At 38.3% G+C, this 14,385-nt stretch carries 13 protein-coding genes and 7 pseudogenes; 16 read left to right on the forward strand and 4 right to left on the reverse strand.

From position 1 onward, the window contains the following. The first annotated feature begins 57 nt into the window (after positions 1-57). Both IQ19_RS24920 and lpdA read left to right on the forward strand, forming a co-directional pair. Positions 58-1,386, forward strand: coding sequence for a dihydrolipoamide acetyltransferase family protein (locus IQ19_RS24920; RefSeq protein ID WP_144546157.1), 1,329 nt, complete (start codon positions 58-60; stop codon positions 1,384-1,386). Between the two features lie 3 nt (positions 1,387-1,389). Further along, positions 1,390-2,799, forward strand: coding sequence for a dihydrolipoyl dehydrogenase (lpdA, locus tag IQ19_RS24925; RefSeq protein WP_144546159.1), 1,410 nt, complete (start codon positions 1,390-1,392; stop codon positions 2,797-2,799). A 67-nt stretch (positions 2,800-2,866) separates the two neighbouring features. Here the strand turns inward: lpdA and IQ19_RS24930 are convergent. Then, positions 2,867-2,953: pseudogene (locus IQ19_RS24930) on the reverse strand (IS6 family transposase); the annotation flags it as partial. Between the two features lie 93 nt (positions 2,954-3,046). Between IQ19_RS24930 and IQ19_RS29370 the strand changes: the two are divergent. From IQ19_RS29370 to IQ19_RS29375, 5 genes and pseudogenes are all read left to right on the forward strand, one after another. Next, positions 3,047-3,142 (forward strand): annotated as a pseudogene (locus IQ19_RS29370) (peptide-methionine (R)-S-oxide reductase MsrB); the annotation flags it as partial. A gap of 267 nt (positions 3,143-3,409) precedes the next feature. Continuing rightward, positions 3,410-3,565, forward strand: coding sequence for a redoxin domain-containing protein (locus IQ19_RS28770; protein WP_277875361.1), 156 nt, complete (start codon positions 3,410-3,412; stop codon positions 3,563-3,565). A 560-nt stretch (positions 3,566-4,125) separates the two neighbouring features. Then, positions 4,126-4,569, forward strand: coding sequence for a carboxymuconolactone decarboxylase family protein (locus IQ19_RS24945; RefSeq protein ID WP_144546161.1), 444 nt, complete (start codon positions 4,126-4,128; stop codon positions 4,567-4,569). A gap of 1,131 nt (positions 4,570-5,700) precedes the next feature. Continuing rightward, positions 5,701-5,958 (forward strand): hypothetical protein, encoded by a 258-nt coding sequence (locus IQ19_RS28775; RefSeq protein ID WP_338422706.1) that lies wholly within the window; start codon positions 5,701-5,703, stop codon positions 5,956-5,958. A gap of 246 nt (positions 5,959-6,204) precedes the next feature. Then, a complete protein-coding gene (locus tag IQ19_RS29375) occupies positions 6,205-6,363 on the forward strand; it encodes an aspartyl-phosphate phosphatase Spo0E family protein (RefSeq protein WP_394141749.1) in 159 nt (52 codons plus the stop codon). Between the two features lie 42 nt (positions 6,364-6,405). On the opposite strand, the gene IQ19_RS24960 is transcribed toward IQ19_RS29375, so the two are convergent. Then, on the reverse strand, positions 6,406-6,747 hold the full coding sequence (locus IQ19_RS24960) for a thioredoxin domain-containing protein (protein ID WP_144546165.1): 342 nt from the start codon (positions 6,745-6,747) through the stop codon (positions 6,406-6,408). 136 nt (positions 6,748-6,883) lie between these two features. On the opposite strand from IQ19_RS24960, the pseudogene IQ19_RS24965 reads away from it, so the two are divergent. Then, positions 6,884-6,979, forward strand: a pseudogene (locus IQ19_RS24965) (IS6 family transposase); the annotation flags it as partial. On the opposite strand, the gene IQ19_RS24970 reads toward IQ19_RS24965, so the two are convergent. Continuing rightward, a complete protein-coding gene (locus IQ19_RS24970) occupies positions 6,967-7,191 on the reverse strand; it encodes a hypothetical protein (protein ID WP_144546167.1) in 225 nt (74 codons plus the stop codon). The pseudogene IQ19_RS24965 and the gene IQ19_RS24970 sit on opposite strands and share 13 nt — an antisense overlap. A gap of 241 nt (positions 7,192-7,432) precedes the next feature. Here IQ19_RS24970 and IQ19_RS24975 point away from each other — a divergent pair, with 241 nt between their 5' ends. The 6 genes and pseudogenes from IQ19_RS24975 to IQ19_RS25000 all read left to right on the forward strand — a co-directional run bounded on the left by IQ19_RS24975 (position 7,433) and on the right by IQ19_RS25000 (position 11,239). Beyond that, complete coding sequence (locus IQ19_RS24975) at positions 7,433-8,806, forward strand: aspartate aminotransferase family protein (RefSeq protein ID WP_144546169.1); 1,374 nt, start codon at positions 7,433-7,435, stop codon at positions 8,804-8,806. Between the two features lie 84 nt (positions 8,807-8,890). Then, a pseudogene (locus tag IQ19_RS24980) lies at positions 8,891-9,277 on the forward strand (CoA transferase subunit A); the annotation flags it as partial. Further along, positions 9,277-9,431, forward strand: a pseudogene (locus tag IQ19_RS28780) (succinyl-CoA--3-ketoacid-CoA transferase); the annotation flags it as partial. The pseudogenes IQ19_RS24980 and IQ19_RS28780, both read left to right, overlap by 1 nt. Beyond that, positions 9,431-9,565: pseudogene (locus IQ19_RS28785) on the forward strand (NAD-dependent epimerase/dehydratase family protein); the annotation flags it as partial. The pseudogenes IQ19_RS28780 and IQ19_RS28785, both read left to right, overlap by 1 nt. A 25-nt stretch (positions 9,566-9,590) precedes the next feature. Beyond that, a pseudogene (locus tag IQ19_RS24995) lies at positions 9,591-9,704 on the forward strand (peptide-methionine (S)-S-oxide reductase); the annotation flags it as partial. Positions 9,705-9,946: 242 nt separating this feature from the next. After that, positions 9,947-11,239, forward strand: a complete 1,293-nt coding sequence (locus IQ19_RS25000; protein ID WP_144546171.1) for a Glu/Leu/Phe/Val family dehydrogenase — start codon at positions 9,947-9,949, stop codon at positions 11,237-11,239. A gap of 129 nt (positions 11,240-11,368) precedes the next feature. Here IQ19_RS25000 and IQ19_RS25005 read toward each other — a convergent pair whose 3' ends face one another. Beyond that, on the reverse strand, positions 11,369-12,223 hold the full coding sequence (locus tag IQ19_RS25005) for a MurR/RpiR family transcriptional regulator (RefSeq protein ID WP_144546173.1): 855 nt from the start codon (positions 12,221-12,223) through the stop codon (positions 11,369-11,371). A gap of 665 nt (positions 12,224-12,888) precedes the next feature. Between IQ19_RS25005 and IQ19_RS25010 the strand changes: the two genes are divergently transcribed. Together IQ19_RS25010 and IQ19_RS25015 are read left to right on the forward strand one after the other, a co-directional pair. After that, positions 12,889-13,356: a DoxX family membrane protein gene (locus IQ19_RS25010; RefSeq protein WP_144546175.1), complete on the forward strand. Its 468-nt coding sequence runs from the start codon at positions 12,889-12,891 to the stop codon at positions 13,354-13,356. Positions 13,357-14,028: 672 nt separating this feature from the next. After that, positions 14,029-14,385: transposase (locus IQ19_RS25015; RefSeq protein WP_144546177.1), on the forward strand; the 357-nt coding region annotated here is incomplete at its 3' end.

The following is a 14,385-nucleotide window of genomic DNA, read 5'->3' on the forward strand; positions in this document are numbered from 1 at the left end:
ATGGACAAGGCGCTTGCGCTTTATTAATTGATCGAAATTATAGGAGGGTGAATTCCATTGGCATTCCAATTTAGATTGCCTGACATTGGTGAAGGTATCCATGAAGGTGAAATCGTCAAGTGGTTCGTTAAGCCAGGCGATGAAATACAAGAAGATGACGTGCTTTGTGAAGTTCAAAACGATAAAGCAGTTGTTGAGATTCCTTCCCCTGTTAAAGGTAAAGTCGAAGAAATTCTTGTTGAAGAAGGTACAGTTGCAACTGTAGGCCAGGTTTTGATTACTTTTGACGCTCCTGGATATGAGGACCTTAAATTCAAGGGAGACCATGAAGACGAGGCTCCCAAAGAAGAAGCTAAAACTGAAGCTCAAGTTCAATCAACAGGTGAAGCAGGCCAGGATGTGAAAAAGGAAGAAGTCCCTATGCAAGAAGCACCAAAAGAAGGGGCGGCTATTTCCCAAACTGAAGTTGATCCTAACCGCCGCATTATTGCAATGCCATCAGTAAGAAAATATGCTCGTGATAAAGGCGTTGACATTCGCCAGGTAGCAGGAAGCGGCAAAAACGGCCGTATTCAAAAAGCTGATATCGACGCGTTCTTGAATGGAGGAGCACAAGCTCAAGCTGCTGAAGCCCTTGCTCAGGAAGCAGCACCAGCAGCTGCACAAGCGATTCCGGAAGGACAATACCCTGAAACACGCGAGAAGATGAGCGGGATCCGTAAAGCCATTGCTAAAGCTATGGTAAACTCTAAGCATACTGCTCCACATGTTACATTGATGGATGAAATTGATGTAACGAAACTTGTTGCACACCGCAAGAAGTTCAAAGAAATTGCAGCTAATAAAGGAATTAAGCTTACATACCTTCCATATGTGGTAAAGGCATTGACAAGTGCATTGCGTGAGTTCCCTGCATTAAATACATCCATTGATGATGCTGCAGGTGAAATCATCCATAAGCATTACTACAACATTGGTATTGCAGCAGATACTGAGAAAGGTCTTCTTGTACCGGTAGTTAAGGATGCAGACCGCAAATCCACTTTTACTATTTCAAATGAAATCAATGAGCTGGCTGGAAAAGCACGCGATGGCAAGCTGGCACCGGATGAAATGAAAGGTGCTTCATGCACCATCACAAATATCGGTTCTGCTGGCGGTCAGTGGTTTACACCAGTTATCAACCACCCAGAAGTAGCCATTCTCGGTATTGGTCGCATTGCTGAAAAGCCAGTAGTTAGAGATGGAGAAATTGTTGCTGCTCCTGTATTGGCGTTGTCCTTAAGCTTTGACCACAGAATTATTGATGGAGCAACTGCACAGAATGCACTAAACCACATCAAGCGTTTACTGAACGATCCAGAACTATTGTTAATGGAGGCGTAATAAATGGTAGTAGGAGATTTCCCAATTGAAACAGATACTATAGTCATTGGAGCAGGTCCAGGAGGATATGTTGCAGCGATCCGCGCAGCACAGCTTGGACAGAAGGTTACAATTGTAGAAAAAGGTACCCTAGGTGGTGTGTGCCTAAATGTTGGATGTATTCCTTCAAAAGCACTCATTTCAGCTGGTCACCGTTATGAAACAGCTAAACACTCTGATAATATGGGTATAACTGCTGAAAATGTGAAGGTTGACTTCACAAAGGTTCAAGAATGGAAAGCTGGTGTCGTTAAAAAGCTTACAGGCGGTGTTGAAGGCCTATTAAAAGGCAATAAGGTAGACATCGTACGCGGTGAAGCTTACTTTGTTGATGCGAATACACTTCGCGTAATGGATGAAAATTCTGCTCAGACATATACATTCAAAAATGCCATTATTGCTACAGGATCACGCCCAATTGAGCTTCCTGCATTTAAATACACAAAACGTGTACTGGATTCAACAGGTGCATTGGCACTAGAAGAAATTCCTGAAAGCATAGTTGTTATCGGTGGAGGTTATATCGGTACAGAGCTAGGGGGCGCTTATGCTAACTTTGGCACAAAAGTAACTATACTTGAAGGTACTGATGAAATCCTTAATGGTTTCGAAAAGCAGATGTCTTCCCTTGTAAAACGCAACCTTAAGAAAAAAGGCGCTGAAATCATTACAAAGGCACTTGCTAAAGGTGTTCAAGAAAGTGAAAACAGCGTAGCTGTAAAATATGAAGTAAAAGGCGAAGAGAAAACCATTGAAGCGGATTATGTATTCGTTATGGTTGGACGCCGCCCTAATACTGATGAATTAGGTTTGGAGCAGGTAGGCATCGAAATGAGCGACCACGGAGTAGTTAAAATCGATAAGCAATGCCGTACATCTGTAAACAATATATATGCAATTGGTGATATTGTAGAAGGACCACCGCTTGCACATAAAGCTTCTTACGAAGGAAAAATCGCTGCAGAAGCAATTGCCGGACATAACTCAGAAATTGATTACCTGGCTATTCCAGCTGTCGTATTCTCTGAACCAGAGCTTGCTTCTGTAGGCTATACAGAAAAGCAGGCGAAGGAAGAAGGAATCGAAGTAACAGCAGCCAAGTTCCCATTTGCAGCTAACGGCCGTGCTCTAGCACTGGATTCAACAGATGGCTTCTTAAAGCTTGTAACACGTAAAGAAGATGGTCTTGTGATCGGTGCACAAATTGCTGGTGCCAGCGCATCCGATATGATTGCCGAGCTTGGATTGGCAATTGAAGCAGGTATGACTGCAGAAGATCTCGCTATGACGATCCATGCTCATCCAACATTAGGCGAAATCACAATGGAAGCAGCAGAAGTTGCTATTGGCAGCCCTATTCACATTGTTAAGTAATGAAAACAAAAATCCTTCCCGATTCGGAAAGGATTTTTATTTTTAGGCAAGTTTACATGTCATTATCCAAGGCGTGAGCCAGGGGCCCTCTCACGGTTAATAAAATAATATCAGGTTGATAATGTTTCCATTTGAATAAATTTTGCTTTTTCATAACTGAATACCATCCCTTTTCTAGATTGATAGTATCAGTATAGCCAAGTTTTAGAGATTAATTGCAATTGCCTTGAAGTTTTTGCACCAGAACCTTCGATATTGCATTAACTCTGCTGCACTTGAATATATCCCAATAGACAAGCTAAAAGAAGAAGGCTATGGGGAATATCTTCGTTTATTTAAATAGTTATGAAAACGTTCCTGGATACTTCTCTAGGAAGTTTTTTTATATTTAAGCATAAATGTAATCTAGATTACAGAATCCATTCTTTTTTTTATATAAACTGCTGGTAAAGAGAGAGAGAATGGGAGGGATAAACATGACATTACGAGAACAAGTAGAAGCGAAAATTAATCAGGTTGTTAATAATCGCCCTCAGGCAATACAAGATATATTAGAGAAGCAGCAGAGGATTTAGAGAAGCATGCGCCTAAAGGAATATCGATCGGGCATATAGCTCCAGACTTTACACTTCCAAACGCGACGGGTGAACATATATCTTTTTCCCGTGAACTTGAAAAAGGTCCTGTTATCTTAACCTTTTACCGAGGGGCTTGGTGTCCCTATTGTAACCTTGAACACAAGGCTTACCAGGAGCTGCTTCCTTAAATTAAGCAAAAAGGTGCACAGATATTGGCCATAAGTCCTCAAATCCCAGATTCTGGATAAGACAATGGTTAAAGAGCAGTTTTATAAAGAACTAACCAAAGCATCTGCATGGCGTTTTTTGGACTTATCTCGGACTTACTCCGTAGAGAGCAGACGGTTACAGATATCCGAAAAGCAGGAGGGAAAGTAGAGCTTGTGCAGAGGGATCATCGAACTGCGACGAGCGTAAGAACTTGGTGAACCGGAAGTCGAACATTTGGCTACTGTGGATTATCTTCTTCAAAAAACGGAGTGGACAATCCAAAAATCATGAAGTGAAACGAAGTTAATAAAAGAGGAATTCATTTAGGAGAAGGAAATGTTTGTCACAAACGTACCTGAAGATGAACAAATGTAACTTTTGGACATATTAAGGAACAATAGCAGACCGTTATCGAATTTGGTTTAAAGAAGGGAATTGAATTGAATTGAATAAACTTTTTAAGGAGGAAATAAAGAGTTTATTCAATTCAAATCAATTATATATTGAATTGAATAAACTTTTTAAGGAGGAAATAAAATTGACACAAAGAATTGATTATTACAATGTAGCACCAGACGCACTTAAAATCATTGAGAAATTGGATAAGTATACGGTATCTACAGGTTTAGACCGTAAACTTCGTGAACTTATTAGACTTCGTGCTTCTCAAATTAACGGCTGTCCACTTTGTATGTATATGCACACAACAGATGTCCTGAAAATGGGTGAAACAGAAGAAAGAGTATATGGTATTAGTGCTTGGGAAGAGTGTGACTTTTACACAGAAGCAGAAAAAGTAGCTTTAGAGTTGACAGAGCACGTAACGTTAATCCCGACAAAACGTGTGCCAGATCAGCTTTATCAACGAGTGCGTAACCACTATGACGAAAAACAGTATGTTGACCTTGTTCTAATAATTAATCAAATTAACACTTGGAATAGAATTGCTATTGCAATGGGGCAAACAGAAACTGAAAAATAATAACTCTCAGCGATCCTCCATAACTGACAGGTTACGAGGGCTGAAGCCATTCTTTAATAAAAGGTATGCAAACGGATATGTCGCGCGCCTGAAAAACTAGATATGATGAGAATAGTTTCATTATATAAGAACTAACGAACTTCCGAAGGGTGCGAGACGTTGTTCTCAAAAGTAAGACTAAAAACTTTATGGGGAGAGAACGGCTCTGAGTAACTCAAATGAAAGTTACAAAGAGAACAACTTTTTCGATGAGAACGAAAAGATAGGGTAACGCCTTGTAGCTTCCCCAGTAAGATACACTAACATAGGATGATTGCCGGTGCTGAATAGATCCCGGGAATAAAATGAACCTTAACCTCAATTGATAAAAGGACCGTCGGGTGTGTGTATACCTACGGTCCTTTTTCTTATGATTTGATACTGACTTTTTTTCTTCAATTTCAGCTCGATTCGGACGGATCAAGCTAATTGCATGCTTGAAAATCTTGACTTCATCTTGTTTTACAGAAACAGCAATTGTATATTCATCGTATTCTGTATTCGCCCTTTAACCTTTACAACAGAAGTTATATGAATAACAACTGGTTGATTAAGAAGTTTTGTATATAATCGTTTTTGGACTTTGTGAGTATTTTCTTTGATTTTTGCGCTGAAGCAGGCATCTTCCATCCCCCTTGTGCACTGATATTTCAACTCTATCATGAATTTGAATTGTTTCAAAATAAACGTGAAAAGAATCCCTTCTATTGCTGTGCAGCTGCGGCTTCAATTCGACCAACTTCTGGTATGGGCTGATTATGCTTCAAAACAAACAATCCGCATCATCTGTTCAAGATTTTTCAACCGTCTTTCAGAAATTTTAATCGATCATTTTTATGACACACTTTTACCTTAAAAGGATCGGGATACTGAGCCAATTAGAAAAGCGACAGCCACTGAACATCATCAAGGGGAATTATTCGAGAAGTATGCTACATAATTTGAACCTCACGAATACTTAGGTGGCTATGTTCATGAGCTTGGTCAGGAGTTCCTTCGGATGAATTAATTCGTGGTCACAAGGCGTTAGGGGATGAACTCCGATTAAAATTGCTTAATCAGCTTCTAAAGGGACCGTTACCGCTTCAAGAGATGAGCGTGCAGTTTAATACTTCTAAAACAACACTACATCATCAGCTTTCTATATTAAAAGCAGCAAAATTTATTCGTGTTGATAAAGGGATCTATTCGGCAAATTTAACGCAGATTAACGCTTTTTCATTGAATTTAGTTTTACTCATCTTGATGAAAAAAGTCAAGAGCTCAAAAATGACTGCGTTAAAATCCCACATCTGGAATATCAATACCCAAAATATAAGTATTAAGACAATTCGGAACAAAAAGCATTGACAGTATTGTGGAAGAAAAAATATGAAAGCAGAATAATCTTCTAAATAAATGTAACGGTTAACCTCATAAAAGTGAGATAGCTAACATTATTCATTTCCAATATCAGCTACAGTTAAATCAAAAAATAATGTGAACATTATGAGGTAAAATGCGCTTATTTGGTGTAAGAATGGTAAAACAGTGAGGTAAACGGTTATGGAGAAGAAGTACGGTGATTCGATAGCATCTATTTACTTTTTGAGGTATATGATTGAGGTAAAACGCGGAAAATTGACAAAATTATTCAACGTTGATAAGGAACTTCAAAAATCTACTCTCATACAATTAAGTCAAGAACTTGACCAGTTAATCAATCAATATTTGAAGTACATGAAGAGTCTTCAAAAAGAAAATGATGATTCATGAAGTTAAGAAAAGGGATCGAGCACTATGCCCGGTCCCTTGCTTTTATTTAAAATAAGTTGTTAGAAATTCAGTTACACTTTCAGGTGTTTTGGCATTTGCACTATGCAAGTGGCCTATTTTCTCGCCTTCTTTAAATACAAGCAGGCTCGGAATTCCCATCACTTTATACGTGGATGAAATTTCTTGGAATTCATCTCTATCCATTTCATAAAGAGGAAATGGATTGAATTCTTCTAATACTTCTCCCATAAATGCACCCATGCGTCTGCAATCTGGACACCAGTTTGTGTCGAACTTGATGACAACTGGCTCCTTAGAGTTAATAATTTGGTTGAAATCCGGTTGATTTTTTATTCTTTTCTCCATATTTATCTTCCTTTCCATAAGTGTTCAGTTATCTTACACAACAACATGATACGAGATAACCACTATGTATTCTGTAATCTGGCTTACACTTCGAAATATTCTCTTTTATTGGGAAGTTTTTCCTGTTTCTTTCTATTGCTGAATACCCTTCGCAAGTTTCACATTTCGTAATTTAGTGGAGATGATGGAAGAACGTGGCTTATCGATGGCCCACACAACGATTATGCGTTGGGTTCATCAATATGGGCCGTAATTAGATGAAAGAGTACGAGCGGGTTCTGGTGCAAATACCAAGACAAATTGAAAAAAGTTGTATACAGGAGCTCCTTGAATTTGCGTTTTAAAATCTTCTTTTGTTTCACCATCTTTTGTTTCAGTTGCTTCGTTATTGTTACCGCATGCTGCTAATAATGAAGAAAGTGAAAGCACTAACACAAGTAATAAAGAATATGTCTTTTTCATTAAAAGATTCCCCCTTCAGTTTTTGTGTAACGTTATTACATAAAATCTAAATATTAATGTAACCGTTTAAAATTGTAATATTGATTTAAAACAATTTCAATAAATACGGAGTATTTTTTTCATTTTTAAAAAAATTAGAAATAAATTCTTCACAATTTTTTGAGTTCATTGTAATATGGAGTGGAATTTCTTTATTAATTAAAAATGGAGTAAACACTCCTTTTAAAGGTGGGAAATAAAAATGGATCCCGTAAATAACTTGTATGAAGTTTACAGCAAAAACACAAAGACTTCCTGTGAATTTATGGAGAAAGCAAAAACAGTCATGCCAGAAGGAGTAACTGCTAACATTAAATCATTTGCACCACATCCAATCGTAATGGAGAAAGGACATGGCGCCTATTTAACAGACTTGGATGGTAATAAGTATGTTGATTATTTACTATCATATGGCGCGTTAATGCTTGGGCATGGTCATCCGGAAATTATTGAAGCGATTACAGCACAATTACATTCAGATGGAACAGCGCTATTTGGTACACCACACCGTCTTGAAGTGGAAATGGCACAGAAAGTACAAGAGCATTATCCAAGTATGGAGCTTGTTCGTTATACAAACTCAGGAACTGAAGCAACACTGCTTGCGCTTCGCTTAGCATATTCGTATACAGGAAAATATAAAATTGCAAAATTTGAAGGACATTATCACGGCGGATATGATCAAGTGTTGCTTAGTGTAAATCCACCAGTGAATGAAGCAGGGCCAGTTAATGAACCAAATGCGATTATTGAATCAAAAGGTGTAGACCCGTATCATCAAGAGCATACAATTATTTTGCCATTCAATAATATTGAAGCATGTGCGGATATCTTAACGAAATATAAAGATGAAGTAGCAGCTGTCGTCCTTGAACCTATTCAAGGAGGCTTTATTCCTGCAGAACAATCATTTATGGACGGTCTTCGCAAATTAACAGAAGAACTAGGCATATTGCTCATTTTTGATGAAGTAAAAACGGGCTTTCGTCTTGGTCTTGGCGGTGCGCAATCTGTTTATAACATCAAACCTGATTTAACGGCATTAGGAAAAGTCGTTGGCGGCGGTTTTCCAGTTGGAATTATCGGTGGAAAAAAAGAAATTCTAATGGTAAGTGCACCAACTTCAGCATCAGATGTTTTTGATAACAGTCAAAGTAAACAGTCCGCTGCAAAAGATGTTCTCTTCCACAGCGGTACGTACAATGGTCATCCGACAATTTTAACGGCAGGTCTTAAAACAATTGAAGTGCTAGAACTTGAAATTGATCAAGTGATGGAAACGACAGATGAGCTAAAGAAAGGCATTGAAGCATTATTTACTGCAAAAGGAATAGCAATGAAAGCTGTTGGAAAAGGGACAATTTTCAATGTTGTGTTAACAGAAAAAGAAGAAATATTAAACTATCGCGACCTGCAGCAATCTGATTTTGTAACAAGAAAGATCATTGATTTTCATCTATTAAATCACGGAATTTATACAAAGCCATTAAACCGTTACAGCCTCTCTACAGTACATGGTAAGAAGGAAATTGATTTAACTCTTGAAGCATATGAAAATGTATTATCCAAATTGTAATAAATTGAACGAGAAAAAGGCTGTGTTTAATAAATTAGCCGCAAAATAGAATTAAACAAGTAGAATGAAGCTGAGGTGATCAATGTGAAGGCAATACTTTCATCTTTTACAGAAGCTGTAAAAGAGATACACGATGGCGCGACCATTATGGTTGGCGGATTTAGATTAGTAGGTATTCCAGAAAATTTAATTTTAGCTTTACTAGAAACAGATGTGAAAGATTTAACAATTATTTCAAATAACTGCGGTGTAGATGAGTGGGGATTAGGGCTCCTATTAAAAAATAAACAAATTAAAAAAATGATTGGCTCATATGTAGGAGAAAATAAAGAGTTTGAATACCAAGTGCTTTCAGGTGAGCTTGAAGTTGAACTAATGCCACAGGGCACATTGGCTGAAAAAATTCGTGCAGGCGGAGCAGGAATCCCTGCCTTTTATACTCCTGCAGGCGTCGGTACCCCCATTGCTGAATAACGGGAAAGGGAGTAGTAAATCGTTAAATTACAGAGCGTGCTGTAATTGATGTAACAGAAAATGGGCTAAAGCTAGTAGAAGTAGCAAGGGTTATACAATTAAAGATATTCAAGCATCCACTGAACCGTCTCTTCTTATTGATGACAATGTGAAACATTTGATCGAGAAGCGCTATGTTCAGCACTTGTCGACATTCAGCCCGATGTGGTTATTCATCAGTTAACTTCATTAAGCAATTGGAACTTTGAGGATAACGCCAGGATCAGAATAAAGGGAACACGCGATTTTTGCCAGCGGCTGCTTTTGGTGTATGGTATCTCCGTTCGAGGAAATGCCGGGCATCGTTTCGGTCGTCTCCGGCTATACGGGAGGCCACAAGCCGAACCCGACTTACGAAGAGGTGTGTTCCCATACGACGGGACATACTTCTACTAATTGCAGAGAGATTCAACTTTACTTTGCTTCATTTTATTATTCGTTAAATATGTAAGGCACCTAACATTTTTTTTAGAGGATTCCAAGTATACTCATAAGTGTAAGTTTTAAAAAAACATTTTAGACTTGAATCGTATTAATTGTTGAAAAGGGTGTGGTTCGTTATTTATTTTAAATAAACGAGCCACTCTATCCAAATCAAATACTATTTTGTATAGTGAGGTGCTCATTATGAAAAAAACAGCAGTCTTAGATGACATACATTTAAAAAATAAGCAGGATAAAGAGACTTTAAACTTATTAAAATCAACACAGACCGTAATTGAAAATGCTTTAACTAAAATGGGTTATTCTAGTGAAATGTTTGAATTATTGAAGGAGCCTGTTCGTATGCTCACTGTACGTATACCTATCCGTATGGATGATGGAACAGTGAGAATATTTACTGGCTATCGCTCTCAGCATAACGATGCAGTAGGGCCTACGAAAGGTGGAATAAGGTTTCATCCTGAAGTAACAGAAGATGAAGTGAAAGCACTATCCATTTGGATGAGTTTAAAATGCGGGATTACAAATTTACCTTATGGGGGTGGTAAAGGTGGAATTATTTGTGATCCAAGAGACATGTCCTTTCATGAATTAGAACGATTAAGCCGCGGCTATGTTCGAGCAATTAGTCAAGTTGTAGGCCCGACAAAAGATATTCCAGCTCCAGATGTGTTTACAAATTCGCAAATTATGGCATGGATGATGGATGAGTACAGCCGCATTCGTGAATTTGATTCCCCAGGCTTTATTACAGGAAAGCCTATAGTGCTTGGAGGTTCAAATGGACGAGAAAGTGCAACTGCACGAGGTGTAACTATTTGTATTGAAGAAGCGACTAAGAAAAAGGGAATAAATCTTAAAGGAGCTAGAGTAGTTATTCAAGGATTTGGTAATGCGGGCAGCTACTTAGCAAAATTTATGCATGATTTCGGCGCAAATGTCATTGCGATTTCGGACGCCTATGGGGCGCTTTATGATCCTAATGGATTAGATATTGATTATTTGTTAGAACGCCGTGATAGCTTTGGTACGGTTACAAAGTTGTTTAAAGAGACCATGACAAACAAAGAATTGTTAGAATTGGACTGTGATATTCTTATACCTGCAGCAATTTCAAATCAAATTACAACTGAAAATGCCCATCTTATTAAAGCCCCGATTGTTGTTGAGGCGGCAAACGGTCCGACAACTCTTGAAGCAACTAAGATATTAAGTAAGAGAGGGATACTTCTCGTTCCCGATATATTAGCAAGCTCAGGTGGAGTAACAGTTTCTTATTTTGAATGGGTGCAGAATAACCAAGGGTATTATTGGACAGAGGAAGAAGTAGATACAAAACTTCGCAAAGTTATTATCGATTCTTTTGAAACCGTGTACAAAACTTCGCAATCACAGAATGTTAATATGCGCTTAGCTGCATACATGGTTGGAGTACGCAGGATGGCAGAATCTTGCAAATTTCGTGGGTGGGTGTAATGAAAGAGAATGAGGCATCATTTCTAAAAAAATAACTACTTTCGAAGAATATGTTAAGTAGAAAAGAAGTCGACCTACACACTTTCAAAGAAGTAGGTCGACTTTTATTTCAAGACATTTAATAAAACATTACTCATAAAAAATATCAAACTGATCCCAAAGTTCTTCAAGTTCTTTCAAACGATTTTCAACCTTCTGGTGCTCAGATCTTGTAATTGCTGTAATTAGTGCATTAATAATACTTAACGGTGCCGAAAATGAATCAATAAATGAGTTAATTTCTGTTTCAGCAAATAACGTTATATCTCCATATGGGACAAGTGGCGACATTAGGTGATCAGTAATAACCAATGTTTTTGCTCCTTTTTGCTTTACATATTTCAGGGTTTCAATTGTTCGCTTTGTATAGCGTGGAAAGCTGATCGTAATGACCATATCTTGATCGCTGATATCCAATAAATGTTCTGTTGCCCCGTCGCTTTGACGAATCATTTCTGTATTTTGCAGTACTAGATTTAAATAAAATTCTAAAAAAGAACCAATACTGGCCGCACTTCTGTAGGAAATAATATAAATTCGTTTCGCTTTAATCATCTCCGAAACCGCTTCATTAAATACATCTAGATTAAGCTGACTTAATGTCGTTTTCATGTTGTGAATGTCATCTGATAAAATTTCTCTGGCAATGTTTTTCGGGTCTTCATTTGCCCCTGTTGTATTTGAAAATTCCTCGGCTGATGTGAACTTCTGCTGCATTGCCTGCTGCAGGAATTTTTGCATATCTGAATAACCATCAAAACCCAGGCTGGTCGCAAAGCGAATAATGGTTGCCTCGCCAACACCGACGTTTTTAGCCAGTTTGGATACTGTTAAAAATGCTGCAGTTTTTTGATTTTCAATTAAATAGTTGGCAACTTTTTTATGAGATTTACTCATTGTTAGTTGATTTTCAACTATACGTTTGTATACTTCATTTTCATGCATCTCTAATCACCTTTACTCTTGTTAATTGAACAAGTCGGCAGAGAAGAAGCAACCAATAGTTTGGAATTTCATATCCTGTTTATCAGAGTGTACTTCCTCGCCGAATGGCTTGCTTTTACTTTTTAGTATTTTACCATATCTATCAAAGTTTCGTTTATTTACTTTTTTTGTGTAACTTAACGTGAATATGAAAGGAGAAATAGATTTTTAGCGGGAGATAGCAGATACAATCATTAATAATTAAGAAGTTATAGAATTTAAGCCAAGAAAATCCAAGGAGCTTACCCTGAAGTAGAAGTCAGCAATGTATATGAATAAACAAGGTTGCATCAATATCGAATAAAAACGGAAGTGAATAATTGGTAAATATGGATGGATAATTATGAAAAATGAGAAGAGGCTGCACTTCAGCATCTGCATGACGACCGCGTAAAAACGCTTGCATTCCATAAACGTAAATTAACCACTGAAAAGATCAGACTACATTCTATTTTTTGAGCAAAAACGAATAAAGTGCATTTTCTAAAGCAACAACATGCTTAGAATTAAAACAAACCAACAGGGCGATTAAACGATAAAGGAGTAAAGAAGAAAAGCAAAAATTAATAATATTTGTCTGCTTATGGACTAATAAGGGTTATCACAAAGGGAAGGAGAAATAAAAAATGAAATTAAAAGGATTAATAACAGTATATCTTAGACTGGCTTTAGGATTTAGCTTTTTATCGGCTGTAGCCGATCGATTCGGAATATGGGGGGCACCTGGAGAACCTAATGTGTCATGGGGAAATATAGAAAATTTTATGAACTATGTAGGCGTGTTGACTCCTTTTATACCAGAGACGCTTGTACCAATAGTAGGATGGATAGCAACCGGTTTTGAAGTCATTTTTGGAATACTTCTTATAATTGGTTTTAAAACAAGAGCAATTGCGGTATTGACTGGTGCTTTGTTACTTATATTTGCTCTATGTATGACTGTAGGGATAGGTTTTAAATCTCCTCTCGACTATTCTGTATTCTCTGCGTCTGCAGGAGCTTTCCTATTGGTTTATTTTCAGAAGGTACCCTATAGCCTGGATTCATTATTAATGAAAAATTCAGGAGATACTAGAACTTTACCAGTAGAGTGAGACAAATAGAAAACATCTTGTAACTACCAAAGTGGGCAATTTCAATAGGTTGGGAGTTCGCTTCCCCGAAGCGACTCCAGTACAAGGCGCGCCTTTACTTTGCGGGCTGTGACAGCTTCGCTGGTACTCCCCCTGCAATTGTAGCAAGCAGACAATTGCACTGTTCAACATCACTTAACAGCAAAATGGGATTAGCCATCGGCCCCCCTTATGGAATTACGTGTAGCCAGGTCATCTACCGGTTCCGCTCAGCTCATCTCGGATTGGGGACAACGAAAAACACGTTGTCCCAAATCCTCGACTCGCTTCTTAAAACGAATCTGACACTAATTGGGCTGTGAAATCAGATGAATATCCCTGATATGGGAGGCCACTGAAAAAGTCCTTAAAGGATAGCCTTTGTTAAATTAGCCGGTTGATTTCCACTCCAGGATGCTCGCTTTCCGCGGGGCGTGCGGTGAGCCTCCTCGGCGCTTAAGCGCCTGTGGGGTCTCACCTGTCCCGCTGCTCCCGCAGGAGTCTCGCACCTTCCGCTCCAATCAACCTCGTGCTACTTAACTAATAACTTTTAACCTGGCCTAATTAGTACGGCAGAATCCCATACTTTTTGTGAGGGATTCTGCCGTTCTTTGTTTTATAATGAAGGTAATCTATGTTAAGTGGGTGGTTCCGATGATTCCAAAACAACAGTCCATCAAGCTAAGTCCTTATATGGGACTCTATGACCTAATCGTTCCAGAGGATAATATGTTGCGCAGGATTAATGACCTTGTCGACTTTTCCTTTGTTTACGAAGAGCTGAAGGATAAGTATTGCCTTAATAATGGCCGGAACGCAATCGATCCCATCCGCATGTTCAAATACTTATTATTAAAAACTATCCATGACCTTTCGGATGTGGATATCGTTGAACGTTCGAAATACGATATGTCTTTCAAATATTTCCTGGACATGACTCCAGAAGAGGAAGTCATAGACCCGAGCTCCCTGACCAAATTCCGCAAATTGAGACTAAAGGACATCAACCTC

The organism is Cytobacillus oceanisediminis, from assembly GCF_007830235.1.
In the GTDB taxonomy this organism is placed as follows: domain Bacteria; phylum Bacillota; class Bacilli; order Bacillales; family Cytobacillaceae; genus Cytobacillus; species Cytobacillus oceanisediminis.

Excerpts from the sequence above, each read along its gene's own strand:
- lpdA (WP_144546159.1), top strand. The coding sequence starts at position 1,390 with ATGGTAGTAGGAGATTTCCCAATTGAAACAGATACTATAGTCATTGGA.
- IQ19_RS28775 (WP_338422706.1), top strand. The coding sequence starts at position 5,701 with ATGAGCGTGCAGTTTAATACTTCTAAAACAACACTACATCATCAGCTT.
- IQ19_RS29375 (WP_394141749.1), top strand. The coding sequence starts at position 6,205 with ATGATTGAGGTAAAACGCGGAAAATTGACAAAATTATTCAACGTTGAT.
- IQ19_RS24960 (WP_144546165.1), bottom strand. The coding sequence starts at position 6,747 with ATGGAAAGGAAGATAAATATGGAGAAAAGAATAAAAAATCAACCGGAT.
- IQ19_RS24970 (WP_144546167.1), bottom strand. The coding sequence starts at position 7,191 with ATGAAAAAGACATATTCTTTATTACTTGTGTTAGTGCTTTCACTTTCT.
- IQ19_RS24975 (WP_144546169.1), top strand. The coding sequence starts at position 7,433 with ATGGATCCCGTAAATAACTTGTATGAAGTTTACAGCAAAAACACAAAG.
- IQ19_RS25000 (WP_144546171.1), top strand. The coding sequence starts at position 9,947 with ATGAAAAAAACAGCAGTCTTAGATGACATACATTTAAAAAATAAGCAG.
- IQ19_RS25005 (WP_144546173.1), bottom strand. The coding sequence starts at position 12,223 with ATGCATGAAAATGAAGTATACAAACGTATAGTTGAAAATCAACTAACA.
- IQ19_RS25010 (WP_144546175.1), top strand. The coding sequence starts at position 12,889 with ATGAAATTAAAAGGATTAATAACAGTATATCTTAGACTGGCTTTAGGA.